This window comes from Bacillus sp. BB081, from assembly GCF_008368895.1.
Taxonomy (GTDB): domain Bacteria; phylum Bacillota; class Bacilli; order Bacillales; family Bacillaceae_G; genus Bacillus_A; species Bacillus_A wiedmannii.
In genome coordinates this window covers 24538-49131 of record NZ_QOZX01000075.1, presented here as the reverse complement: position 1 = coordinate 49131, position 24594 = coordinate 24538, and the positions used below count along the sequence as shown (strand labels likewise).

Genomic DNA, 24594 nt, shown 5'->3' with positions numbered 1-24594 from the left:
TCAATTTGAATCAAAATATTTTAGAATCATTCGGCTGGGATTCTTTTTTTAAAGAACAAGCTGTAGAGAACTTTGAAGTAGGGCGTATTTTACTAGAGCATAAACATATATATCGAATTATTTGTAATGATGGTGAATATATGGCAGAGCTGTCTGGAAAGTTTCGGCATGAAGCAGTAACGAAGGGAGATTATCCAGCGGTTGGTGATTGGGTGTATATAAAGAAAATAGAGAATGAAAAGAAAGCAATTATTCATCGTATTTTTCAAAGAAGAAGCTCTTTTTCTAGACAAGAGGCTGGTAATCGAACTGAAGAACAAGTAATAGCAGCAAATGTAGATTATCTATTTTTAGTAAATGCACTTAACCATGATTTTAACGTAAGAAGAATAGAACGTTATTTACTATTAGCGTATGAAAGTGGTGCAATGCCTGTTATTGTTTTAACAAAGAGTAGCTTATGTGAAGACGTGGAACAGAAAATTGTTGAAACGGAAGCTGTGGCAATTGGTGTTCCGATCTTCGTCGTTGATAGTTTAGAGCATACTGGTATTGAATCGTTGCAGCAATTTGTTTCTTCAGGAAAAACAATTGCTTTAGTCGGGTCATCGGGGGTTGGAAAATCCACTTTGTTAAATGCACTCATAGGACTTGAAGTAGCAAAAACGGGAGATATTCGTGAGGAAGATAGTAAAGGAAGGCATACGACAACTCATCGTGAATTGTTCCGATTACCGAGTGGTGGTTTAGTTATTGATACTCCGGGTATGAGGGAGCTACAGCTTTGGGAGGGAAGCGATGCAATTCAAACAACATTTTCTGATATTGAAGAATTAGCAAAAACGTGCCGTTTTAGGGATTGTAAACATGAAAATGAGCCAGGGTGCGCAGTGCATAATGCAATTGATAACGGAATTATTACGATAAATCGTTTGCAAAGCTATAAAAAATTACAAAGAGAACTGGCGTATTTTATGAGAAAACAAGATGCTATTCTTGCGAGAGCAGAGCGTGATAAGTGGAAAAAGATTTCTAAACAGCATAAAAAAATATGAAAAGCCAAAGGGTGGTTCCCTTTGGCTTTTTTTGCAATTGTAAATTTTATAATAATATTATTCAAATATATAGACAAAGGGAATTTAATTGTTTAAACTTTACAAAGTATTCATTGTAATAGCTTATGAAAATAATAATTTAGGGATGGGAAATGTTTACAACTCGCTAGATTTAACTATTGAAATTGAAAAGCAGGAGGTTTGTAATGGGTAGACTATTAAATTGGTTTCGTGATATGAAAGTAGCAAAAAAACTACTAATTTCGTTTTTTGTCATTTTAATTGCGGCTGTCTCTATTATTGGAGGCATGTCTTATCAAACAGCTAAAAAGAATTTTGAATCACAAATTACGAGCAGTGCTCACGACAATATAAAAATATTAGATAATTTAATCAATCAAATGATTGAGGCGAAATTTAATGATGTAAATAATTTTGCACGGGTGATTCAAGGTAATATGTATCAAGGGGATAATCAAGATGAATTAAGAAAAATGCTATCTCAATATATTAATTTGAATAAAGATGTTGAACAAGTATACGTTGCTGGGAATGATAAGAAATTTGTGCAAGAACCAAATATACAAATGGCAGCAGACTATGATCCAACAGAACGTTCTTGGTATAAAGATGCAGTGGCAAAACAAGGTGGTATTGTCGTTACTGAGCCATATAAGGCGCAAGGAAATGGACATATTGTCGTAACGATTGCAAAACAAGCAGAAGATAAAAACGGTGTTGTAGCAATAGATTTAAGTTTAGATAATTTATTAAAAACAACAAAGTTAATCAATATCGGTAAAAAGGGATATGCTTTCATTTTAGATGGAAAACAAAAAATAATTGCACATCCTCAAGAAAAATCTGGGGAAAAAGCAGCTGATTCTTGGGCGAAGAAAATTTATGAGGATAACCATGGTGCTTTTTCATATATGTATGATGGCAGCGAAAAACAAATGGTATTTGCTACAAATGTAAAAACAGGTTGGAAAATCGGTGGAACGATGTACTCAAATGAAATAATTGAAGCTGCGCAGCCTGTATTTTATAATATGTTAATTGTTATGTTTATTTCATTAGTTATAGGCGGAGCACTTATTTATTTTGTGACACTTTCTATAACGAGGCCATTAAAAAGATTAGTTGCCACTTCTAAAGAAATAAGTGAGGGAGATTTAACGCAAACAATCGAGATTCATTCTAATGATGAAATTGGCCAACTTGCAAAAGGATTCAATGAGATGACAGATGCATTGCGAACGTTAATTGGAAGAATTAATACTTCGGCTGGACATGTTGCAGCAGCATCAGAAGAACTAACGGCAAGTGTAAGACAAGCGAGTGAAGCGACTGAGCAAATTACAATGGCAATGGATGAAATATCAAGCGGGGCAACAACGCAAACAACGAGCGTAGAAAATGGTGCAATGTTATTATTTGATGTAACAGAAGGAATTCAGCATGTAGCAAAAAGTTCATCATCAATTAATACGGCTTCTGCTCATACTCGTGAAAAAGCAGAAGATGGCGGGAAACTAGTAGGAAAAACAGTAAATCAAATGCAGTCTATTGCGGAATCTGTTTCACAATCAGATGAAGTTATTCAGTTACTAAATAATAAATCAAAACAAATTGGTGACATACTAGAAGTAATTCAAAATATTGCAGATCAAACGAATCTTCTAGCTTTGAATGCGGCAATTGAAGCTGCAAGAGCAGGAGAGCACGGAAGAGGATTTGCAATTGTTGCAGATGAAGTACGTAAATTGGCGGAGAAGTCTAGTGTATCTTCTAGTGAAATTAGTAAATTAATATGTGAAATACAAGATGACATGAGTAAGACGGTAAAATCTATGGGGCATGTAAATGAAGAAGTTCAATCTGGACTTGTTATTGCGAATGAAACGAAGCAAAACTTTACTGAGATTTTACTATCTACAAATGAAATTGCAGATCAAATTAAAACGATGGTTGAAACGGCTAATGGGATGTCAAAAGGTGCAAATGAAGTGTCTATTTCAGTAGGTCAAATTGCAATGACAGCACAGAACAATGCGACGAGTACTCAAAACGTTGCAGCATCAGCAGAAGAACAACTAGCGTCCATTGAGGAGATTAGTTCGGCGGCTGGTACATTATCTCAAATGGCTGAAGAGTTACAAGGGTTAATTGAAAGATTTAAAGTTTAACAGAGGACAGACTATCTCCAAAATAGCAGTATGCTATTGGAGTAGTCTGTTTTTATTATGTAAAATGAAATGAGATTGAGAGTATCTTTATAATATTTATAGGTATATTTTGTATGATATTTGTCGAAAAATAGAGGTATTTGTTTGCTTTGTGTATAATTATAATCGTATAAAATGCAAATAAAGGAGATTACTATGGGAGTTTATTGGGGTACCAAAAGACATTCTTGGCTTAGTTATGTCTCATTTTGGTTAAGTATTTCATTTTTTATTGTCTTTCTAATTGAAGTGTTTATTTTAAAAACACTTTCGAATAGTTCGGTGCAAATTGTTAAATATTTTTATTTTATACTTGTACCAGTAAACATCTTTCTTAGTTTAAAGTTACTCTTTAAGAAGAATGAAAAGAAAGCATTACCTATTTTTAGTTTCATTGTATCATTATTATTTACAATTTTAATACTAGTATTAGCGTTAGTAGCTACGGGGAAATTCTTTTAAGGGGAGTGATAAAAGTCACTCTTCTTTTTTGTTATTGTAAGGAAATACTAAGCGGAGGATGGACAAAGAGTGCATTTACTTATGTTTGATATGATTGGAAAGCGTTAGAAGCATATTAAGAAATATAATGAGAGACAATTCATATAATAATGAAGAGAATCAGGTGTTTTACATGCAATTATGAAGCAAATGAATACGGTAAAAACGACGATATATGGTACAATACATATGGATAGTGATAGAGATAAAGGGTATATAAAATACTCATCGTTTTTTAGTAAGAGAGGGGTTATCTTATGCTATACGAGGATTTGATGACATTATTTCAAGCAGCTCCGAAAGAAGAAGGTAGAGGCGGCTGGAAATATATAATCCAGGAACGAAATGATAAATATGAAATTGTTGATGAACTGTTGAAAAATCAAATGAGTGTTGAATTGTATTTTAATGAATATGATGAGGTGAAAATCACTTTATATAAAGATGGAATGCCTATTTCTACTATGCAAAGAATTGCGATTTCAAAAGTTGAATTAGACGAAGAGGAAGAAGGAATTCAATTCGTTTTAGAACGTATGCCTAGTCGGATGATTCGGTTGCAATTAAAGCCATATTTAGCACTCGAAATGGGGCCGTACTGGGAAGTATGCGATGATTGTGAATGAACATAAAAGAAGCATCCAATAACATGGATGCTTCTTTTATGTTTTTTGAAGTTGTTTAAAAGCAATAATTGGCAGTAAAATGATGCTGACCCATCCAATTATAGGATATAGAATGTGGAGTAATTCACTGTAACCAATGTAACTAAAGCAATAACTAATTAGTAAAATGAAGAAAATAATATTGTTACTTTTCCATCCGGTGATGGATTGCATTTGTTTTGTCATTCCGAACACATTACCAACTAAAGTTGTGAACACTTCACCGAAAATGATAAGAACAAAGAAAAAGTGAAAAGTTGCATTGAATTTTCTTATGACTTCAGCCATTGGGATATTATATTGATAAAATTGATCGACTGATAAAATAGCTAAATGGCTACATAATAAAATTAAAGAAAGTCCTGCACCGCCTAAAATACCGCCCCATAAAATGGCCTTTCGATCTTTTACTTCACTGGCTAACGGGACGAGAACGCTTTGGGCGAGAGAAAGATTTAAGGCGACATATGTAATAGGACTAGTAATCCACTTCATATTCCAGCTTTCTGCAGGAATAGTGTCACTAATAGGAGTTGTACCGTGAAAAAAAGTTGTAATAGCAAGTCCGATAATAAAAATCATCATAATAGGTACGACAAGTGTATTAACTTCAAAAACCCCTTGTAATCCGCGACTACCTATAATGAGACAGGCGATCAATATAATGAAAATACCAAGTTGTCTTGGTAAACGAAGTTGCTCTTCAAATACCGCCCCAGCTCCTGATAACATAACGCTCGTTACACCAAATAATACGAGTAATAATAGTGTGTTTACAACATTGCCAAATACATCCCCAAATAAATATTTGTTAAATTCTTGCGCTGAAAATGCACCGATTTGTGATGAAAGTAACATCATCTTTGTGCCAAGCCAAATAAAAAAAAATCCACTTACACATATGCCAATTGTTCCATATAATCCGTTCACTGTAAAAAATTCAACAATTTCTCGTCCAGTAGCAAATCCAGCTCCAACGACTGTTCCAATATAAGTAGCAGCGACCTTCTTTGCTACTTGCCATTGTTGATTGTCCATGTTATCCCTCTTTCTACTACGATGAGCTTGATTTACTATTATGCATATGTATGAGCTTGGACAATTAGACGTATGAAGTGTTTGAAAACATACATGAATTAAAAGATATTAGGGAAGTATTAAAGGTGTTAAAACTTTGTTACATATGAGCCAATCGTTCGAAAGGATAGGAAATGTATGGTAACATGTAACTATGTTATTAAAAGATAAACATTATGAAATGATAAGAGGAGTGGATTGTATGAGTACGAAAACAAATGTTGTTGAAGTATTAAACAAGCAGGTAGCAAACTGGAATGTGTTATATGTGAAACTACATAATTATCACTGGTATGTGACAGGACCACACTTCTTTACGTTACATGAGAAATTTGAAGAGTTTTACAATGAAGCTGGAACAAATATTGATGAATTAGCAGAACGTATTTTAGCGCTGGAAGGTAAACCGCTAGCGACAATGAAAGAATATCTTGCAACATCTAGTGTGAGTGAAGGGACAAGCAAGGAATCTGCAGAAGAAATGGTGCAAACATTAGTGAATGATTACTCTGCACTTATTCAAGAATTAAAAGAAGGTATGGAAGTTGCTGGCGAAGCTGGTGATGAAACATCAGCAGACATGTTGTTAGCGATTCATACAACATTAGAACAACATGTATGGATGCTAAGTGCGTTCTTAAAATAAATATAAGTATATTAAGAAAAAAGTCATTGAAAAATTCGTTCAATGGCTTTTTTTGTCATTTTTCAGTTTTCTTTTATGCTATAATATAGTAAAAAGGAGGCGATGCAATGTTTCGCTTTTTCAGAACTGGAAAAGAAGAGCGTGAAATTACGAAAGATGAATTAGAACAAGCGATGGCTAAGTTTCTAGAAACGAATGCTAATATTGTTTATACAGTATTAGTAAATGATGATTATACAGTAAATTATGATTTGTTAAAGCCGTATTTACTTGCATTTCCAACAAATAGTTTTCTTATTACGAAGGAAACGCTTGAGGTATTTGAACATACAGAAGAAAATCTAAACCTAGTTAAAGAAATTGATATCGTACAAAAAGCAGTAGATCAGTACGTAACAGAAAAAGAAATGTTTCCACTTGTTGAAGGTAGTGAAGAGCGTCTTATATGCGGGATAAAATTAGGACCATATTTGAAGCGTATATTAAAAAGAGACTTATATATTTCAGAAAAACATTATTTAGTTTCAAGTAAACCGGACAGAAAAAAACAAAAGAGTGGGTAGATGTATTGAGAACAACAATAAATATATTGTTGTCTTTTTTTGTTTTCGAAAATATTGATTTTTCTGTTTATTAAACTTTATAATAAACTTATTGGACGAAGAGAAGTAATGATTAAGCATTGTTAGCGTGAGTTATATACAGTGATTACAGAATGATACAAAGGTTTGAGAAATAAATATTATAAAAGATTATGGGGGAATAGGTGTATGAAAAATAGTATGACTTACATTCAATTATTAAATGAAACGTTACATTGTTACGCAAATAAAGGGAGTTTGGAAGCGTACACTTATATAATGGAGCATGCTAAAGGTGTAGTGGGGAATAAAGCGCAAATATATAATTTTAAATATGCGTTAGCGAGTGCAGCAGGGCTTGAAGAAGAAGCGTTACAGTTAATGAAGGAAGCTATTATAGACAATGGATTTTGGTACGGAAATGAGTATTTAATTTCGGACGATGATTTAACACCACTACATAAATTTGAAGAGTTTCATAAAATGGTTCAATTATGTAAAGAAAGAGAAGAATTAGCAAAGAAAACAGAACGAGCAGACGTGAAATATTTAGACAGCAATAAAGAAGGAAAACTATTTATTGCAATGCACGGGGATCAAGAAAATATAGAAATAATAGAACCATATTGGAAATCTGTTTTGACACAAGGTTATACGTTAGCTTTACCACAATCTTCGCAAATTCAGTTTTCAGATGGATTTGTTTGGGACGATATACATAGAGGGAAAGAGGAGTTAAAAGAGCATTACGTTACGTTTATAGAAAATCATACAGTAGAAAGTGTAATAATTGGTGGTTTTTCTGCTGGCGCAAGAGTAGCTTTGTATACAATTTTACAAAAAGATATAGATGTAGATGGTTTTATTTTTGTGGCGCCGTGGCTTCCAGAGATTGAAGAATGGAATAAGTTGTTGGGAGTGCTACAGGATCAAAATATAAAGGGATATGTAGTGTGCGGGGATCAAGATGAAGATTGTTTCGAATGTACGCAGCAATTTGTACAATTATTAAGAGATAAGAATATAGAACATGAGTTTAAAGTTGTACCCCATTTAAATCATGATTATCCTAAGGATTTTGATGAACTATTAAAAGAAGCTATTGAATATATAGACGACAAAAATAATAAGTAGTAAAAAGGGAGATGCATCATAATTGATGTATCTCCCTTTTGTCATTATAAATGAAAAGCATTTGCTAGTAAGCGATAAGAATTCAATTTATCTTCAAATCGATGAGTAATTGTGACAATCATAAATTCATCAGTATTGTACGCTTTGCTTAAGTTTACGATTTGTTCTTTCACAGAAGATGGATCACCGACGATCATACGTTGACGATTTTCTTTTATACGGAATAAATCATAAGCGCTGTATGAATAATTTTGTGCAGTTTCGATAGAAGGAGTACCAGTTGTACGCTTTCCTTGTTCTAGTAATAAGATTGATAAATCTAAACTAGAAGCAATTTTTTCCGCCTCTTCATTCGTTTCTCCGCAAATAACAAAAATAGAGACGATTGATTTTGGTTTATCTCCTAAATAAGAAGGTTGGAACTGTTCTTGATAAGCATTCATTACTTCAGGGCCACCGTATCCGTTAATGAACTGTGCGAATGCAAAAGAAGCACCTTGTTTTGCGGCAATCATTGCACTCTCTCCGCTAGAACCAAGCATCCACATCTCGGGAGATGTTGGAATGACAGGAGTAGCCTTTAAATTTGCATAATGATGGTTTTCTGGTACTTGATCATGTAAGTACATTGCAACATCTGCAATTTGTTCTGGGTATTGATCAAGTGAGACCATTTTGCCTTCTTGAAGTGCGCGAGTTGCAATTGGCATACCACCAGGTGCTCTGCCGACACCAAGATCAATACGATTTGGATAAAGCGCTTCTAAAACGCGGAAATTCTCAGCAACTTTATAAGGGCTATAGTGCGGTAACATAACGCCACCTGAACCAACTCTCATACGATCCGTTTTTGCTGCAATATGAGAAATAAGTATTTCAGGGCTTGAACCAGCAAGGCTGATGGAATTATGATGCTCAGATACCCAAAAACGTGTGAATCCTAATTTTTCAACTTCTTGTGCAAGTGTAACTGTATGTGAAAAAGCTTGGGCTGCTGTACTACCATCTGAAATAGGGGATTGGTCTAACACACTTAATTTAATCATAGAATATACCTCGCAATCTTAATGTACATCCTATTATATATTTACTTACGAAAAATGCGTAATAAAATGCTCAAAATAAAAAGTGGATAAACCACCTATCCACTTTTAACGAGGAAAGCCTCGTTCATAATGATTCATTTCGGCTAAATTTAATATATATTCGTAGTTATCAATCTCAAGTTTTAGTTGTTCACGCTCTTTTTTAGATAGTTGTTTACTACTAAGTTTGTTGCATAGTTGTTGTTTCTTTCCTTCTAAATACTTCTTTGTAGCGTTGTAGTCGTAAGTTTGTTTCATTTTCAACCACTCCTTCTTTACCGTTGCTATATTATACGTAGCGTGATGAGGTGTGAAAGCTAACTCTTATGTACTTTTAGTGAATATTCCACTTGCTATGTTGTTATGTTTATAGGAATTTATGAATAAAATGCACTAAACCACTAATGCCCATTTTATCCCGCATTAACGGGCAGTAAAACTCCCACCTCAAAATTCGGCTGGAGCAAAGAAGTTAGGTGGGAGATTAACTGTCCATAAAAGCCCGATTGGTTCAACTAATAATCAGTGGGGGAAGTACCCCCACTGATTATAGTTTCACTTTATGAAGTAAGGGGTGGAATTGTGCAGAAAAATATAATGTATAACACTGAGATGGATGAAGTGTTGAAAGTTATAAATAAAGGATTAAAGAAGACGACGAACCCGAAGCAAATTATTGTAGTAGGCGCAGGCATGGCTGGGTTGGTTTCGGCATCTTTATTAAAAGATGCAGGACATGAAGTGAAGATTTTTGAAGCAAACAACCGGATAGGTGGCCGCATAGAAACAGTTAGAATGGAAGATACCGGATTATATTTAGATGTAGGAGCAATGAGAATTCCGTATTCGCACACATTAACGATGGCATATATAAGAAAATTTGGGCTACAGGTGAGCCCATTTATTAATAGGAATGAGACTGATATCATTTTCGTAAATGGCCGGAAAACGACATTAAAACAATACGAAAAAGATCCAAGTATATTAAAGTATCCTGTAGAAATGAATGAGGTCGGGAAAACGTCTGAGGAGCTATTATTGCTAGCGGTACAGCCCATTATAAATTTTATAAAAAAGAACCCAGAGAAAAATTGGGATGTTGTAGTAAAGGATTTTGGGAGGTACTCTACAGGACAATTTTTAAAGTATCATCCTTATCAATATAATACTTACTTTTCACCAGTAACGATTGAGATGATCGGTGTTCTATTAGATTTAGAAGGTTTTTTAGAAAGGTCATTTGTTGAGACGTTACGCTTTTTATATATTATGCAAGAGGAGAGTGGATTTTGTGAAATTGTAGGAGGAAATGATAGATTACCAAAGTCCTTTTTACCACAATTAGAAGGAAATATTATATATAATCAAAAATTAATGAAGCTACATCAGCATGATAATGGTGTGACAGCTTTTTATCGAAACGAGGAAACTTTTGAATATAGTAGTATTACAGGGGATTTAGTTATTATTACAATTCCATTTTCGACAATGCGCTTTGTGGAAGTAGATCCATTTGATTCTATATCTCATGAAAAATGGAAAGCAATTCGTGAATTGCATTATATGCCAGCGACAAAAATAGGAATTCAATTTAAAAGTCGATTTTGGGAAGAACAAGGACAGTTAGGTGGCAGGATTATAACGGATTTACCAATTCGTTACGCCTATTATCCAAGTCACGGAATTGGAGAAAAAGGACCTGCTATGATGTTAGGCAGCTATACATGGTCTTATGATGCGTTGTTATGGGGTGGGTTATCAAAAGGTGATCGTATTTATTACACACTACAAAATTTAGCGACAATATTAGGCGGTCAAGTATATGATGAGTTCATGTCTGGCATATCAAAAAGTTGGACATTGGATCCATATGCACTTGGAGGGTTTGCGCTATTTCAGGCAGGGCAAGAATCCGAGCTACAACCAGCGATTATAAAACCAGAGGGGAGATTATATTTTGCAGGTGATCATACAACGTTATATCACGGATGGATACAAGGTGCAATTGAATCTGGAGTTCGTGTAGCGGTAGAGGTAAATGATTAAAATGTGTAAAATTCAGAAATTTCTTTACTGTATGGTTTGAGATGGATATTATTATATATAAAAGAATTAAAAGGAGTGTTGAAAGTGAATCCGTTATTATTCGATTTTCCTTCTGAATTTTATACTGATAGGCTATTTATTCGAATGCCGAAACCGGGTGACGGTAAAGCTGTATACGATGCAATTCAAGCTTCTATGAAAGAATTAAAACCTTGGATGGTTTTTGCACAAAAAGAGCAAACAGAGGAAGAAGTAGAAGTGAGCATTAGAAAATCGCATATTCAATTTTTGCAGCGTGAGGATTTAAGATTACTAGTTTTTTCGAAAGAAACAGGTGAATTTATTGCATCAGCTGGATTGCATCGTATTAATTGGGATATACCTCAATTTGAAATTGGGTATTGGATTGATTCAAGGTTTAGTGGAAAGGGTTATATGGTAGAGGCTGCAAAGGGTATAACGGATTATGCTTTTTCTGAGCTGAAAGCAAACCGCGTAGAAATTCGATGTGATTCTTTAAATAAGAAGAGTAGAGCGATACCTGAGAAATTAGGATTTAAGTTAGAAGGTACATTGGAAAGTGCGAGTGTAGCGGTAGATGGAAATGGATTAAGGGATATGTGTGTATTTGCCATGACTAGAAATACATATGAAAAAGAAGAGCTGTAAAGAAACAGCTCTTCTTTTTGTGTATTATGGTACAGGATGTCCATTAGAGCTTTCGAAAATTGTAAACCATTGTTGACGATCTAAATTAACTTTTGTAGCAAGAGCGGCTGTTTTAACACGATCTAGTTTACCAGATCCAACGATTGGCATCATGTTAGCTGGATGAGCAAGCAGCCATGCATACATAACTGTATCGATGCTAGTAACATCTAGTTCAGTGGCAACCTTTTGTAACGTTTCACGTACACGTACGGCACGTTCTGATTGACCAGTAAAGATTTCTCCGCCAGCAAGAGGCGACCAAATCATAGGATTGATTCGCTTTTCTTGGCATAAATCAATTGTCCCTTTTTCGAAATGTTCAAGCTGCATCGCAGATACTTCAATTTGATTTGTAATGAGCGGAAAATCTAAATAAGAACTTAACATATTAAACTGTGAAGGTAAAAAGTTAGATACACCGAAGTGACGGACTTTTCCTTCTTGCTTTAAGCGTGAGAACGCTTCTGCTACTTCATTTGGATCCATAAATGGATCAGGGCGATGAATGAGCAGTACATCAATATAATCTGTATGTAAGTTTTGTAATGAGTCTTCCGCGCTTTTTATTATATGTTCAGCACTCGTATTGTAGTGCGCAACATATCGCTCTGGAAATTTTGGTGATGGGGGAGCGATTCCACATTTTGTGATAATTTGCATGTCTTCGCGTAAGGAAGGCTTGAGTTGTAATGCTTCTCCAAATAATCCTTCACACGTATATCCGCCATAAATATCAGCATGATCGAAAGTAGTAATTCCCATATCCATACAAGCTTCCATAAAAGAAAGTAACTCTTGCTTTGGCATATTCCATTCTGCTAAACGCCAAAAACCTTGAATAATACGAGAAAATTCTAGTGTTTCGGCCATTTGAACTCGTTCCATTATAAGTACCTCCTTGATGAATGAATCATTTTTTGAAAAGGCTTTCTTGCTACATATTATTATATAGTTACAGTGTCGTACATACAATAAATATGTTTTGCTACAAAAACGATTTTCTCTATATGCTATAATGTAAAAACATATAGCTATAAGGAGATGTACGAAATGATTCCAGTAACAATATTAACTGGTTTTCTTGGATCAGGGAAAACGACATTATTAAATCGCATTTTATCAGAAAATCACGGTCATAAATTAGCAGTGATTGTAAATGAAATAGGGCAAATTGGTATTGATAATCAGCTGATTATGAATGTCGAAGAAGAGATTATGGAGATGACGAATGGATGTTTATGTTGTACTGTACGTGAAGATTTACTAGTCGCTTTAAAACAATTACTGGACGTAAAAGCAGAAGGTAAAATGGAATTTGATGGATTAGTAATTGAAACGACTGGTCTTGCAAATCCAGGTCCAATTATTCAAACATTCTTTTTAGATCCTGTGATTCAATCTGCATACCAAATTAACGGCGTTGTAACAGTAGTAGATAGTTATCATATACATAAACATTTTGAAAAAGGACTAGAAGCAAAGGAACAAATTGCATTTGCTGATGTCGTTTTAGTAAATAAATTAGATTTAGTGGATGAAAGTGAAAAGGAAAATCTATTGCAGGAACTGCAAGGTATTAACCCTACTGCAAAGTTAATCGAGGCGACTAACTGTGATGTAGATATTCCATCGTTACTACAAATTCAAACGTTTAAAACGAAAGATACGTTACAAATTTATCCTCATAAAGAGCATAATCATCTAGAAGGCGTAAAGTCGTTTGTACTACGCGAAGAGCGACCGTTAGATTTACAAAAACTAAATGAGTGGATGTCAGCTGTCGTTCAAGAGCTAGGGGAGTATTTATATCGCTACAAAGGAATTTTATCGATTGATGGAGTAGATAAACGTATCGTTTTCCAAGGTGTGCATACACTGTTTGCTGCATCATATGATAGAGAGTGGCAAGAGGGCGAAGAACGAGTAAGTGAAGTTGTGTTTATCGGAAAAGATATTAATAAAGAATGGTTCCAAGAACATTTCGGGGAGTGTGTGAAATAAGTCTGCATATAGTGCAGGCTTATTTTTTTTTAACTAAGTATTTTGTAGAAAAATGCTAGATTGCAAAAAACGAAGGATAATAAAAAGCCTGTTTTCACAGGCTTGTATGTTCATCTAATAGTAACTCCATTACAACACCTACAACTGGACCTTCGTCATCAATATCACCATTTAAACGGAAACCAAATGACTCGTATAATCCCATTGCGAGTTTGTTGTCTGGATGTAAACTTAAATAAATTATTTTACATTTAAATTTATCTTGTAAGAATTGAATGAGTATGCGAAGGAAACGTTTTGCATATCCTTTTCCTTGATATTGCTCGTCAATCATAAAGCGATCTAACCACACACTTTTACGTTTTTCCCAATACCATCCATACATTGCGTACCCTACAAGTGTTTCTCCATCATATAAACCTACTGACGTTCCGTTTCCCTCATATAATGATTCTGCTAGAGAAAACGCATTGCTTTCAATAAATTGCTGCTGGTCTTTTGTGACGTTTAAAGCAGCTACCGAACGCCAATTTTTTGCTGTTACTTCACAAATGTGAAGAGTCATAATTCCAACTCACCTTCTAAATTAATATAGCTTAAAAGCTAATATGGATAATTTTACTTGTTATTTTGGTCAAGTCAAGTAAGTACAAATAAAAAAGAAGCTGAATGACATATTCAGCTTCTTTTAAAAATTTGATTAGTTAGTAGCTTCTTTTAATGTATTTACGTTTTCTTCCATTAAAGTGAAATAATCTTTATTGCTCTTCGCATCATCTTCAGAAATAGTAGCAAGATGATTTAAGCGTAAAATTTTTGTACCCGTCTCTTTTTGAATTACGGACGCTACCTTTGGTGTAGAGAATGTTTCAAATAAAATATATTGTAGATTATGTTCTTTTACTGTTTTTGTAATGTCAGCAAGCTGTTTTTGAGATGGTTCATCAGAAGCTGAAATACCAGCGATAGCAATTTGTTTCAGGCCATAGCGTTGTTCCCAGTATCCATAAGCCGCATGAGAAACTAAAATGTCTTTCGTTTTTGCATTCGCAACAGCTGCTTTAAATTGATCATCTAAATCAGTAAATTTTGTTTGAAGTGCTGCGAAGTTTTTTTCGAACTCTTGTTTATGATCAGGCTGTAATTCTACAAGTGCATTTTTAATTTTTTCTGCCTGTTTCATTGCTAGAGTAGGGTCTAACCAAATGTGTGGGTCTTTATCGTGATGATGTTCATCCTCTTTATGGCCGTCTCCGTGTTCATGATGCTCTTCTTCAGTAGAAGTACGCAGTTCAATACCTTTTGATGCATTTACAATTTTAACATTTTCTTTTTGTAATGCTTTTTCCATTTTTTCAGCAAATGGTTCTAATTCAGCACCGTTATAAACGAATAAATCCGCTTTTGCAACTTGTACTGTTTGTTTTTGACTTGGTTCAAATGTATGTGAATCTGCACCAGGTGGGTAAATCGCTTCAACAGTTACATAGTCGCCACCAATTTTTTTTGCAAAATCTGCAAGAGGAAAAATAGTAGTATAAACAGTTAGCTTTCCGTCTTTCTTGGCATTACCTTCTTTTTTATTTGAGCAGCCAGTAAAAATTAAAGTGAAAATAAGTAAGAATGAAAATATAGTCAATCTTTTAGGCATGAAGTTCTCCTCTTTTCTTTTTTTACGGATATATTTTCCCCAATTATAGAAGAAAAATATCATTTTAATACAAAACGGAATAATTACGTTTTAGTTTGCGAACTTAGTATAATACATCTTTTATAAAGTTGCAATAAATAATAATCATTCCGATTTGTTTTTGTTATAAAGTTGTCAAATTTGGATGTATTATTTTTAGGAATGCATGCATATGTGACAACGCTACGTTCATATATTTGAAAGGAGGGTGCAGAGGGGGATGAGTGTTTGGGTTACTTAATGGAAGCTATTTTATTGATATTAGCGGTAGTATTACCATTAGCATTAGTCTTAATTTTTTTAAGAAGATTAATAAGTAATTTAGGAGATGCATCAACAGTAACAAAATTGCGAGAGAAAGATGAGAAAAAAGAGTGAGTAAAGCACTATGCGTACGCATAGTGCTTTACTTGTGGTAAAATGAGAGAAGGAAACTCCTAAAAGTTGTATTTTACTGAAGGAGAGAAAAGTAAAATAAGAGGTATATGCATATATGAATAAGCGAACAGCGTTAGTACTTGGTGCAAGTGGTTTAGTTGGACAAGAGATAACGCGTCTATTACTTGAATCAGATTACTACGATTCGGTTACTATTTTTGTAAGGGAACCAATGCAATGGCAACATGAAAAGTTACAGCAAAAACAAATAGATTTTTCGGTGTTAGAGGAATATAAAGAGTTTTTTGCTGTAGATGACGTATTTAGTTGTCTAGGAACAACAATCAAAAAAGCAAAAACAAAGGCAAATTTCAAAAAGGTAGATTATGAATATACGTTACGAGCTGCTTGTTTAGCTGAAAAACAAGGGGTACAAAATTTCCTTGTTGTGTCTTCAATGGGAGCAAAACCTAAATCGTTTTTCTTTTATTCGCAAGTTAAAGGGAGAATGGAAGAGGAATTACAAAAGTTAGTCATTGGTGGTATTCATATTTTTAGGCCATCTCTATTAGTAGGAAATCGACAAGAATTTCGTTTCGGTGAACGAATGGCTGAAAAGTTATCTCGTATCATTCCTTTTATATTTAAAGGGGCTTTCAAAAAGTATAAACCAATTTCAGCGAAAGATGTGGCGAAAGGGATGTATATCACTGCATTGAGAGAAGAAACGGGTATTTATATTTATAACTCAAATGAAATTACAACGATAGAATAAAAAACGAGAAAAATGGCATGTATTAAAAATCAAGTTTGAATCTTGAATGAATAGTAAATACATGTAGTTTAGCAATTATAAGAAAGTAAAAAAGGAGTGGGGAGCCCACTCCTTTTTTACGATAATTTATTATGCAAATCGCATTTTTATCCCGCTATTTGTGGACAGCAAAACCCCCGCGGATTAAAGTTTCACTTTATACGTCTCCAACACTCTTGATCTTGTACGACAAGTGACCTCGTTTATTGCAATGCTATTTTTAGAGCCGTATTATACTAACGGATGATTTCGTGTTATAAGAATGTTTCACCTCGTTTGAAAATATACTACTATCATATATCCATTGTTTGTAATGCCAATAAATCAAATAGAATATACTTTCTATTTGGAAATAATTTGTTTTTATATCTGTTTGAGTAAAATCTGAAGGGAATTGGGTTCCGAAGATATAAAAGTCCTATATGTACTACTCCGTATTTTGGGGAGATTTGCAAAAGGAGGATATAAGAATGAGTAAAAAAGCAATGTTGCAAAATGGAATTAAGCAAGTGTTTTACGAAGAAGAATGGTATCCACCTTTATCAGACGCGTTAAAGGACCTTACTGCTGCGCAAGCATGTTGGCAACCAGAAGGAGAGGCTAGTAATACGATTTGGGAAAATGTAAACCATTTACTTATCTTTAAAGAACGCTTACTTGCCCGCTTGCATCAAGATGAAACATTTGTGGCGCCACAAAATAATGATGAAACGTTTGTCCAAGGTGGACGTAATGATGAGGGGGCTTGGCAACAAACAGTGTTGCGAACAATTAAAGTGCATGATGCCTTACAATCTGCATTAATATCCCTTCAAGAAGCAGAACTTAATCAATTAACTCCTTCTCTACCAATTTGGCAACAATATATGAACATCCTTTTGCACGATGCTTATCATACAGGACAAATTGTACAACTTCGCAAGCTTCAAGGTTCATGGCCAGCGCATCGTTCTTATTTGTAAATGATACTTAAAATTGTTGGAGTTTCAAACTAAACAAACGAATTAATATGTAGAATACTACTATATCAAAAAACAATTTCTCACTTAATCTGAGAAATTGTTTTTTTTTTCGTAATCACGATTGTGGAATTCGATTTTTAACCCTGTCACATATTCAGAAAGGGAGATCAATACATAAAAAAATAGGTGTATTGATCTCCCTTAAAACGATATTATGAAATAACATACGTTATCTTATAGTATATTTTTTATTCCTCTAGATTCAGTAGTACATATTATTCTCGGTTTTATTTATTCGTATGGATTTTCCCCGGTGCTCGTTTGTATTGATACGGTTCTTCTAACTCAAAGCTAAGTTCATTGGCGGCTATTCTTGGGAAGTAAGGATTGCGAAGTAACTCACGTCCGATAAAAATTAAATCTGCTTCGTTATTATTTAAAATTTGTTCTGCCTGTACTCCAGTCGTAATCAAACCAACAGCCCCAGTTGCAATGTTAGCATGTTCTTTAATATGTTTAGCATATTGCACTTGATACCCGGGATATACATCGATGTGTGCCGGAACAACAGCTCCAGAACTACAATCAATTAAATCTACTCCTTGTTCTTTCATCCAGTTTGTATATGGAACGTAATCTTGAACCGTTAAACCGTCAGGATGATAATCGTTTGCTGAAATACGAACAAATAACGGTCCGTTCCAAACTTCATTTATTGAGTCAATGATTTCACGTAAGAAACGATAGCGATTTTCAGGTGAACCTCCATATTCATCAGTCCGTTTATTAGAAAGTGGAGAAAGAAATTCATTAATAAGATAACCGTGAGCGCCGTGTATTTCAATAACGTCAAATCCAGCTTGTTTGGATCGTATTGCAGCCTCTTGAAAAGCTAATATGGTCTTTTTTATTTGCTGTATACTCATTTCTACTGGGATTTTCATAGTTTCATTAAACGGAATTGCGGATGGAGCGAGAGCATCCGTTTCTAATTCAGCTTTTCTTCCGGCGTGAGCAAGTTGAATGGCGGCTTTTGCGCCGTTATCATGTATAAAAGTTGTCGTTTTATGTAAGCCTTCAATTAAACTGTCATCCCAAATACCTAAGTCTTTATTAGAAATTCGCCCTTCAGGTAACACGGCTGTTGCTTCAATCATTACTAAACCAACTTGACCGGCAGCTCTTGTTCCATAATGAATGAGATGGAAATTAGTTACTTGGCCATCCTCGTTATCTGCTGAATACATGCGCATAGGTGACATAACGATACGGTTTTTTAATGTAACGTCCTTAATTGTATAAGGTGAAAAAAGTTCGGAATGCATCAAATAGCCTCCTTGATCGAATTTTCTTACATTGTATCATTCTCTTTTTTGTTTCTCTAATAAAACGCTTATACGAAAAATTTTGTCTATTCGTGTTACAATAATTAATATGAATTGAATTGGAGGATGACATATGTACCAGGCTTATTATGAAAGTGAATTAGGCTTGCTGGAAATTACAGCGAACGATAAAGGAATTACGTCTGTTATATTTGTTGATGAGAGACAAGAAGAACATAAAAATGAAATAATAGATCAATGTATAAATGAGCTAGATGAATATTTTAAGTGGAAAAGAAAAGAGTTCACAGTCCCGCTGTCTGCTGAGGGAACAGTATTTCAAAAAAATGTATGGGATGCGCTTTATACTATTCCTTATGGTGTAAGTGCTTCATATTTAGATATTGCAGAGAAGGTCGGAAATACGAAAGCTGTACGAGCAATAGGAGGAGCAAATAGTCGTAATCCAATTTCAATAATCGTTCCATGTCACCGTGTAATAGGGAAGAGTGGAAAGCTTGTTGGATATGCTGGTGGTTTATGGAGAAAAGAGTGGTTATTAAAACACGAAGGTATTTTGAAATGACGTATGGATGGGAAGAGGGATTGTTTTGAAATGTATAAATTGTGGAAAACCTTGCGAGGAGGAACAGTTAAATTGTGCAAGTTGTCAGCGAAACTTGGATAATGAACAAGATGAAGGTAGCTCGTTAATAGATAAAGAATTAGAAGTATATGTAGGGAGACAATATCCGTATTACAAAAGGAAATGGGAGCTTGAGAATAAGCGGATTGCTAGGTGGAGCTGGAATGGTTGGGCTGCTATTTTCAATATAGGTTGGCTAGGATATCGTAAGTATTATGTACCAGCTGCTTTATTTATGTTGTTATTAGTAGCGTGTGATGCATTTTCGTATTATATGGGATTTAATGTAGCGTTGCCAATCATTAATATGGTACCTCTTACGTTTTTATTACTTATTTTTATTTTGTTTGGAATGGGGATTTTTGCAAATGGATTATACTATCAATTTGCGGAAAGACGTATATATCGAATAAAAGCAAGAGAAATAAAAAATGAATCAGTTGCAAACTATCTCATCCATGATAGTGGCGGAACGAGCAAAATGGGAGCGACAATTGTTACTATTTTAGCAGTTGCTAGCATATTTTTTAGCCATTTCTTTTTTCCGACTGATCGAGACGTTATTCAAAAAGTTCGTACAAGCTCGCTTTATGAATATCCTTTCTTTTCAATAGGTGAATCCTTCGAAAATTATTTTCAAAATTCAGGTTGGATATATTATCGTGGAACGGAAGGGTTAGAATTAGTAGAATTCCAAGGATATAACGCCGGAACGCCAAGACAAAAGGTGACGATTCAATTTGTTGTCGATTATAAATTGGGTGAAGTGGAACCATACTCACTTATGGTTAATGGTGAATCTAAAACTGAAGAAGAGTTTTTGAAGATGATGGACGAAATATTTAAGGTTCAAAATCCATTTGATATAGAGGATGGATTACAAGTAAATGCTATTCAAGAAAGCGGCTGGAAAGAAATTTCCGATCGCTTTTTTCTATGTTTGTTAAAATAAATATTTAAAATAATCAGAATCTTTTGTATAATGAAATATATTATATAGGATTTAACTTATACATATAGATTGGGGGAAGGAAGAATGAAGAGAAAGACAACAACAATTGCTGCACTTGCGTTAACGACGAGTGTACTGGTTGCAGGATGTGGGAATGGTGAGAAGGCTTCGACAACGAAGAAAGAATCGAATAAGGGGATGGCAGATAAACAAGTTTTAAATTTGCTAGAAACAGCTGAAATTCCTTCAATGGATACATCTAAATCAACGGATTCTGTATCTTTCCGTGTATTTGTAAATGCAATGGAAGGTTTATATCGTCTAGATAAAGATAATAAACCAACACCAGGCATGGCAAAAGATGTGAAGATTAGTGAAGATAAAAAGACATATACATTTGAATTACGTGATGCGAAATGGTCAAATGGTGATCCAGTTCGAGCACAAGATTTTGTATATGCATGGCAACGTACATTAGATAAAGCAATAGCGGCAGAATATGCATTCATTTTATTTGATGTGAAAAATGCACAGAAAGTAAATAAAGGAGAATTACCATCAGATCAATTGGGTGTTAAAGCGAAGGATGATAAAACGTTAGTAGTAGAATTAGAGCAACCAGCACCTTATTTTCTTGAACTTACGTCCTTTCCTACATTTTTCCCATTAAATGAAAAATATGTGAAAGGACAAGGAGATAAATACGGATTAGAAGCAGATAAATTATTATATAATGGACCATTTACAATGAGTCAATGGAAACATGAACAAAATTATCAGTTGAAGAAAAACCCTAATTATTGGGATAAAGATACTGTAAAGTTAGACGAAATTAATGTAAGTATTGTGAAGGAAACAAGCACGGGAGTAAATTTATATGATAGTGATCAAGCAGATCGAGTTATTTTAACTTCTGAATTTGTTGATAAATATAAAAAGAATAAGCCAGATGAATTTAAAACGAAGTTAGATCCACGTATGTATTTCTTGCGTTTTAACCAAAAAAATGCAACATTTAAAAACCAAAAAGTACGTGAAGCGATTGATTTAGCATACGATAAAAAAGGAATTGCTGATGTTATTTTAAATGACGGTTCATTGCCAGCATATTTCTTAGTACCTGAAAAATTCACGACAGGTCCAGATGGAAAAGACTTCCGCTCTGTAAATAAAAACTTCCGTGATAGTAAAGATAATGCAGAGAAAGCAAAAAAATTATGGGAAGAAGCAAAGAAAGAGCTTGGTCAAGATACAATTACGGTTGAATTACTAAACGATGATAACGGTAGCCGTAAAAAAGTAGGCGACTTTATTAAAGAAGAACTAGAGAAAAACTTGCCTGGTATTAAAGTGAATTTGAAACAGCAACCATACAAGCAGAAGCTAGATTTAGAAAAGAAATTCCAATATGAATTCTCATTATCTGCATGGAGCCCTGATTATCCGGATCCAATGACTTATATTGATATGTTTGTTACTGGAAGCTCATTTAATGAAATGGATTATTCTAATCCGAAGTATGATGATTTAGTAGCGAAATCAAAAGGAGAGCTATTAAAAGATGATAAAGCACGCTGGAATGCACTTGCGGAAGCTGAAAAAATCTTAATTGGTCAAGATGCAGCAATTTCTCCTACGTACCAACAAAGTACAGCTTATTTAGAGAAGCCATTTGTAAAAGGTATTGCTAATCATACGTTTGGTGGGGACTTCAGTTATAAATGGGCATATATTACAAAAAAATAGTACAATAAAAGATGGGTGAATATTCGCTCATCTTTTATTGTATAAGGAGGAATTATAGTTGTTAAGGGGAATCAATCATATTTGTTTTTCGGTATCTAATTTAGAAAACTCTATTATGTTTTATGAAAAAGTATTAGAAGGAGAATTATTAGTTAAAGGGAGGAAATTGGCGTATTTTAACATATGTGGAGTATGGATAGCGCTTAATGAAGAGACACATATTCCGAGAAATGAGATTCATCAATCGTATACGCACATTGCATTTTCTGTTGAACAAGAAGACTTTAAATGTCTAATACAGCGATTAGAAGAAAATGATGTTCATATTTTACAAGGAAGAGAACGTGATATAAGAGATTGCGAATCTATATACTTTGTTGATCCTGACGGTCATAAATTTGAGTTTCACTCAGGGACACTGCAAGACCGACTTAATTATTATAGGGAAGATAAACCTCATATGACATTTTACTAAGGGGAGAAGAAGTTGCATGCGCTAGTAATTGGTGGAACAGGAATGCTAAAGAGAGTTTCTATGTGGCTTTGTGAGCAAGGATTTCATGTTTCTATTATTGGACGAGATGAAGTGAAATTAGAAAATGTTAAGCGAGAGAGTGCTGCGCCAGAAAGTATCACATGTCTTCCGTTAGATTATCATAATGACGACGATGTAAAGCTAGCTATTAAAAGCACAATTGTGCAGAATGGCCCAATAACATTAGTTGTCGCATGGGTACACGCAAGTGCGAAGGATACGTTGTCATTCATTTGTAGAGAAGTGGATTTGTCGTCTGAAACATACAACGTTTTTCATATTTTAGGTAGTAAAGCGTCGCGTATACCCGCACAAAAAATAGGTGGTACACGATGTAGTTATCATAGAATTATATTAGGTTTTATATTAGAAGATACATATGCAAGATGGCTTACTCATGAAGAGATATCAGATGGGGTAATAAAGGGGATTGATAGTAAATACGTTGAATGGGTTGTAGGACGAGTAGAACCGTGGGAATTGCGGCCAAAATGGTAAGGGGGAATGTGAAATGAAAACAACTGTATATGTAACAAGGCACGGTGAGACGGAATGGAATGTATCGAAACGAATGCAAGGCCGGAAAAATTCTGCTTTAACTGAAAATGGTATGTTACAAGCTAAGCAATTAGGAGAGCGAATGAAAGATTTATCTATCCATGCGATCTATAGTAGTCCAAGTGAAAGAACCCTACATACTGCAGAGTTAATAAAGGGCGAACGTGATATACCGATAATAGCGGATGAGCATTTTTATGAAATTAACATGGGTGAATGGGAAGGACAGACAATCGATGATATAGAAAGGCAATACCCAGACGAAATACAATTGTTTTGGTATGAGCCACATCTTTTCCAGTCAACATCGGGAGAAAATTTTGAGGTTGTTCATAAAAGGGTAATTGATGGGATACAACTTCTTTTAGAAAAGCATAAAGGAGAAAGTATATTAATTGTTTCCCATGCGGCAGCGGCAAAACTACTTGTAGGATATTTTGCGGGTATTGAAATAGAAAATGTGTGGAATGATCCATTTATGCATAGTGCTAGTCTAAGTATAATAGAATTTGAAGGAGATAAAGGTGAAGTGAAGCAATTTGCAGATATAAGTCATTTTCAATGAACGTAAAAAAGGCCGCAAAACGGCCTTTTTTGTAGGCATAAAAACTAGCAATTACGTTTTTTATACCAGAAGTGATCGAATTTCTTGTTTTTGCAAGATGGGAATTTATGTCCGCCTTTGCAATCATTCCATTTGTGCCCGTCATCGTGACAGTCTTTACCATGATCACAATCATCATCGCAAGATCTACCGTGTCCGTGAGGGAAGAATTCACATTTTTTACAGAAACTGCGTTTTGTCCAGAAAAATTTCTTTTCAAAGCGTATGCATTTTGTAACGAAAGTACAATGCTTTCTGCGAGTACGTTTTGTAACTAAAACGCATTCTTTTCTACGTGTTACTTTCGTAACGAACGTCCATTTTTGAACGCGTACACGAGTACATTTCGTAACAAATGTCCATTTTTTTACATGCGTACATTTTGTAACGAACGTACAATGTTTTACGCGAGTACATCTTGTTCTTGGACATTTACCCCCAGTTGTACATTTACATCCAGTTGTACATTTATGATGAGAGAATTTATCATCATCGCATTCAAAAGTACTTGGATCTTGATGTAAGAAATCCTCCATCCCAGCACTTTTGATTTCTTCAACCGCTTTTCTAATATCACGTTTCATAGAAATCCTCCTTATCATGTATTAAGTTGAAAAGGTATTCTTTTTCCTTAACATGATATGAGATATGACG

27 protein-coding genes are annotated in these 24594 nt (G+C 34.5%); 19 read left to right on the top strand and 8 right to left on the bottom strand.

What is annotated here, in order from left to right; translation table 11 throughout:
- The first annotated feature begins 5 nt into the window (after nt 1-5).
- The 4 genes from rsgA (at nt 6) to DN394_RS24185 (ending at nt 4410) form a co-directional block, all read left to right on the top strand.
- Nucleotides 6-1055, top strand: a complete 1050-nt coding sequence (gene rsgA / locus DN394_RS24200; RefSeq protein ID WP_097916138.1) for a ribosome small subunit-dependent GTPase A — start codon at nt 6-8, stop codon at nt 1053-1055.
- A 206-nt stretch (nt 1056-1261) separates the two neighbouring features.
- Nucleotides 1262-3244 (top strand): HAMP domain-containing methyl-accepting chemotaxis protein, encoded by a 1983-nt coding sequence (locus DN394_RS24195; protein WP_098705011.1) that lies wholly within the window; start codon nt 1262-1264, stop codon nt 3242-3244.
- 195 nt (nt 3245-3439) lie between these two features.
- Nucleotides 3440-3745 carry a hypothetical protein gene (locus DN394_RS24190; protein WP_000539573.1) on the top strand — a complete coding sequence of 102 codons (306 nt, stop codon included), beginning with the start codon at nt 3440-3442 and terminating at the stop codon, nt 3743-3745.
- Between the two features lie 296 nt (nt 3746-4041).
- Nucleotides 4042-4410, top strand: a complete 369-nt coding sequence (locus DN394_RS24185; protein ID WP_000965083.1) for a DUF3979 family protein — start codon at nt 4042-4044, stop codon at nt 4408-4410.
- Between the two features lie 36 nt (nt 4411-4446).
- Here DN394_RS24185 and DN394_RS24180 read toward each other — a convergent pair whose 3' ends face one another.
- Nucleotides 4447-5487, bottom strand: a complete 1041-nt coding sequence (locus DN394_RS24180; protein WP_000370199.1) for a YkvI family membrane protein — start codon at nt 5485-5487, stop codon at nt 4447-4449.
- 241 nt (nt 5488-5728) lie between these two features.
- Between DN394_RS24180 and DN394_RS24175 the strand changes: the two genes are divergently transcribed.
- The 3 genes from DN394_RS24175 (at nt 5729) to DN394_RS24165 (ending at nt 7887) form a co-directional block, all read left to right on the top strand.
- Entirely contained in the window at nt 5729-6172 is a 444-nt protein-coding gene (locus tag DN394_RS24175) for a Dps family protein (protein WP_000105195.1), read from the top strand.
- 107 nt (nt 6173-6279) lie between these two features.
- Nucleotides 6280-6735 (top strand): DUF3939 domain-containing protein, encoded by a 456-nt coding sequence (locus tag DN394_RS24170; protein WP_000488201.1) that lies wholly within the window; start codon nt 6280-6282, stop codon nt 6733-6735.
- Nucleotides 6736-6942: 207 nt separating this feature from the next.
- Nucleotides 6943-7887: an alpha/beta hydrolase gene (locus DN394_RS24165; protein ID WP_097916140.1), complete on the top strand. Its 945-nt coding sequence runs from the start codon at nt 6943-6945 to the stop codon at nt 7885-7887.
- A 44-nt stretch (nt 7888-7931) separates the two neighbouring features.
- Here the strand turns inward: DN394_RS24165 and DN394_RS24160 are convergent, their stop codons facing one another.
- Together DN394_RS24160 and DN394_RS24155 are read right to left on the bottom strand one after the other, a co-directional pair.
- Nucleotides 7932-8933, bottom strand: a complete 1002-nt coding sequence (locus DN394_RS24160; protein ID WP_000594033.1) for an LLM class flavin-dependent oxidoreductase — start codon at nt 8931-8933, stop codon at nt 7932-7934.
- 105 nt (nt 8934-9038) lie between these two features.
- Nucleotides 9039-9230, bottom strand: coding sequence for a DUF3896 family protein (locus DN394_RS24155; protein ID WP_046954965.1), 192 nt, complete (start codon nt 9228-9230; stop codon nt 9039-9041).
- 324 nt (nt 9231-9554) lie between these two features.
- Here DN394_RS24155 and DN394_RS24145 point away from each other — a divergent pair, with 324 nt between their 5' ends.
- Nucleotides 9555-11018, top strand: a complete 1464-nt coding sequence (locus DN394_RS24145) for a flavin monoamine oxidase family protein (RefSeq protein WP_149294323.1) — start codon at nt 9555-9557, stop codon at nt 11016-11018.
- An 84-nt stretch (nt 11019-11102) separates the two neighbouring features.
- A complete protein-coding gene (locus tag DN394_RS24140) occupies nt 11103-11687 on the top strand; it encodes a GNAT family N-acetyltransferase (protein ID WP_001068733.1) in 585 nt (194 codons plus the stop codon).
- Nucleotides 11688-11711: 24 nt separating this feature from the next.
- On the opposite strand, the gene DN394_RS24135 is transcribed toward DN394_RS24140, so the two are convergent.
- Nucleotides 11712-12614 carry an aldo/keto reductase gene (locus DN394_RS24135; protein ID WP_098705014.1) on the bottom strand — a complete coding sequence of 301 codons (903 nt, stop codon included), beginning with the start codon at nt 12612-12614 and terminating at the stop codon, nt 11712-11714.
- A gap of 165 nt (nt 12615-12779) precedes the next feature.
- Between DN394_RS24135 and DN394_RS24130 the strand changes: the two genes are divergently transcribed.
- Nucleotides 12780-13730 (top strand): CobW family GTP-binding protein, encoded by a 951-nt coding sequence (locus tag DN394_RS24130; protein ID WP_000613417.1) that lies wholly within the window; start codon nt 12780-12782, stop codon nt 13728-13730.
- Between the two features lie 94 nt (nt 13731-13824).
- On the opposite strand, the gene DN394_RS24125 is transcribed toward DN394_RS24130, so the two are convergent.
- Both DN394_RS24125 and DN394_RS24120 read right to left on the bottom strand, forming a co-directional pair.
- Entirely contained in the window at nt 13825-14295 is a 471-nt protein-coding gene (locus DN394_RS24125; protein ID WP_000172417.1) for a GNAT family N-acetyltransferase, read from the bottom strand.
- A 135-nt stretch (nt 14296-14430) separates the two neighbouring features.
- Nucleotides 14431-15381 (bottom strand): metal ABC transporter substrate-binding protein, encoded by a 951-nt coding sequence (locus tag DN394_RS24120; RefSeq protein WP_097916146.1) that lies wholly within the window; start codon nt 15379-15381, stop codon nt 14431-14433.
- A gap of 267 nt (nt 15382-15648) precedes the next feature.
- On the opposite strand from DN394_RS24120, the gene DN394_RS29095 reads away from it, so the two are divergent.
- From DN394_RS29095 to DN394_RS24110, 3 genes are all read left to right on the top strand, one after another.
- Nucleotides 15649-15798 (top strand): hypothetical protein, encoded by a 150-nt coding sequence (locus DN394_RS29095; protein WP_000540925.1) that lies wholly within the window; start codon nt 15649-15651, stop codon nt 15796-15798.
- Nucleotides 15799-15913: 115 nt separating this feature from the next.
- Nucleotides 15914-16573: an oxidoreductase gene (locus DN394_RS24115; RefSeq protein WP_001042750.1), complete on the top strand. Its 660-nt coding sequence runs from the start codon at nt 15914-15916 to the stop codon at nt 16571-16573.
- A gap of 509 nt (nt 16574-17082) precedes the next feature.
- The gene (locus DN394_RS24110; RefSeq protein WP_098705015.1) at nt 17083-17574 is read left to right on the top strand and encodes a DinB family protein; all 492 of its coding nucleotides are present in this window, start codon (nt 17083-17085) and stop codon (nt 17572-17574) included.
- A 287-nt stretch (nt 17575-17861) separates the two neighbouring features.
- On the opposite strand, the gene namA is transcribed toward DN394_RS24110, so the two are convergent.
- Entirely contained in the window at nt 17862-18899 is a 1038-nt protein-coding gene (namA, locus tag DN394_RS24105) for an NADPH dehydrogenase NamA (RefSeq protein WP_149294322.1), read from the bottom strand.
- Between the two features lie 133 nt (nt 18900-19032).
- Here namA and DN394_RS24100 point away from each other — a divergent pair, with 133 nt between their 5' ends.
- From DN394_RS24100 to DN394_RS24075, 6 genes are all read left to right on the top strand, one after another.
- Entirely contained in the window at nt 19033-19485 is a 453-nt protein-coding gene (locus DN394_RS24100; RefSeq protein ID WP_098705016.1) for a methylated-DNA--[protein]-cysteine S-methyltransferase, read from the top strand.
- A 7-nt stretch (nt 19486-19492) separates the two neighbouring features.
- Nucleotides 19493-20497, top strand: a complete 1005-nt coding sequence (locus DN394_RS24095) for a DUF2628 domain-containing protein (protein ID WP_080345457.1) — start codon at nt 19493-19495, stop codon at nt 20495-20497.
- An 84-nt stretch (nt 20498-20581) separates the two neighbouring features.
- Nucleotides 20582-22243: a peptide ABC transporter substrate-binding protein gene (locus tag DN394_RS24090; RefSeq protein ID WP_098705017.1), complete on the top strand. Its 1662-nt coding sequence runs from the start codon at nt 20582-20584 to the stop codon at nt 22241-22243.
- A gap of 58 nt (nt 22244-22301) precedes the next feature.
- Entirely contained in the window at nt 22302-22718 is a 417-nt protein-coding gene (gene fosB / locus DN394_RS24085; protein ID WP_098705018.1) for a FosBx1 family fosfomycin resistance bacillithiol transferase, read from the top strand.
- 12 nt (nt 22719-22730) lie between these two features.
- Nucleotides 22731-23276 (top strand): short-chain dehydrogenase, encoded by a 546-nt coding sequence (locus DN394_RS24080; protein ID WP_046959205.1) that lies wholly within the window; start codon nt 22731-22733, stop codon nt 23274-23276.
- Nucleotides 23277-23289: 13 nt separating this feature from the next.
- Nucleotides 23290-23901 carry a phosphoserine phosphatase 1 gene (locus DN394_RS24075; RefSeq protein ID WP_046959206.1) on the top strand — a complete coding sequence of 204 codons (612 nt, stop codon included), beginning with the start codon at nt 23290-23292 and terminating at the stop codon, nt 23899-23901.
- 44 nt (nt 23902-23945) lie between these two features.
- On the opposite strand, the gene exsB is transcribed toward DN394_RS24075, so the two are convergent.
- On the bottom strand, nt 23946-24524 hold the full coding sequence (gene exsB / locus DN394_RS24070; protein ID WP_046959207.1) for an exosporium protein ExsB: 579 nt from the start codon (nt 24522-24524) through the stop codon (nt 23946-23948).
- Nucleotides 24525-24594 lie beyond the last annotated feature (70 nt).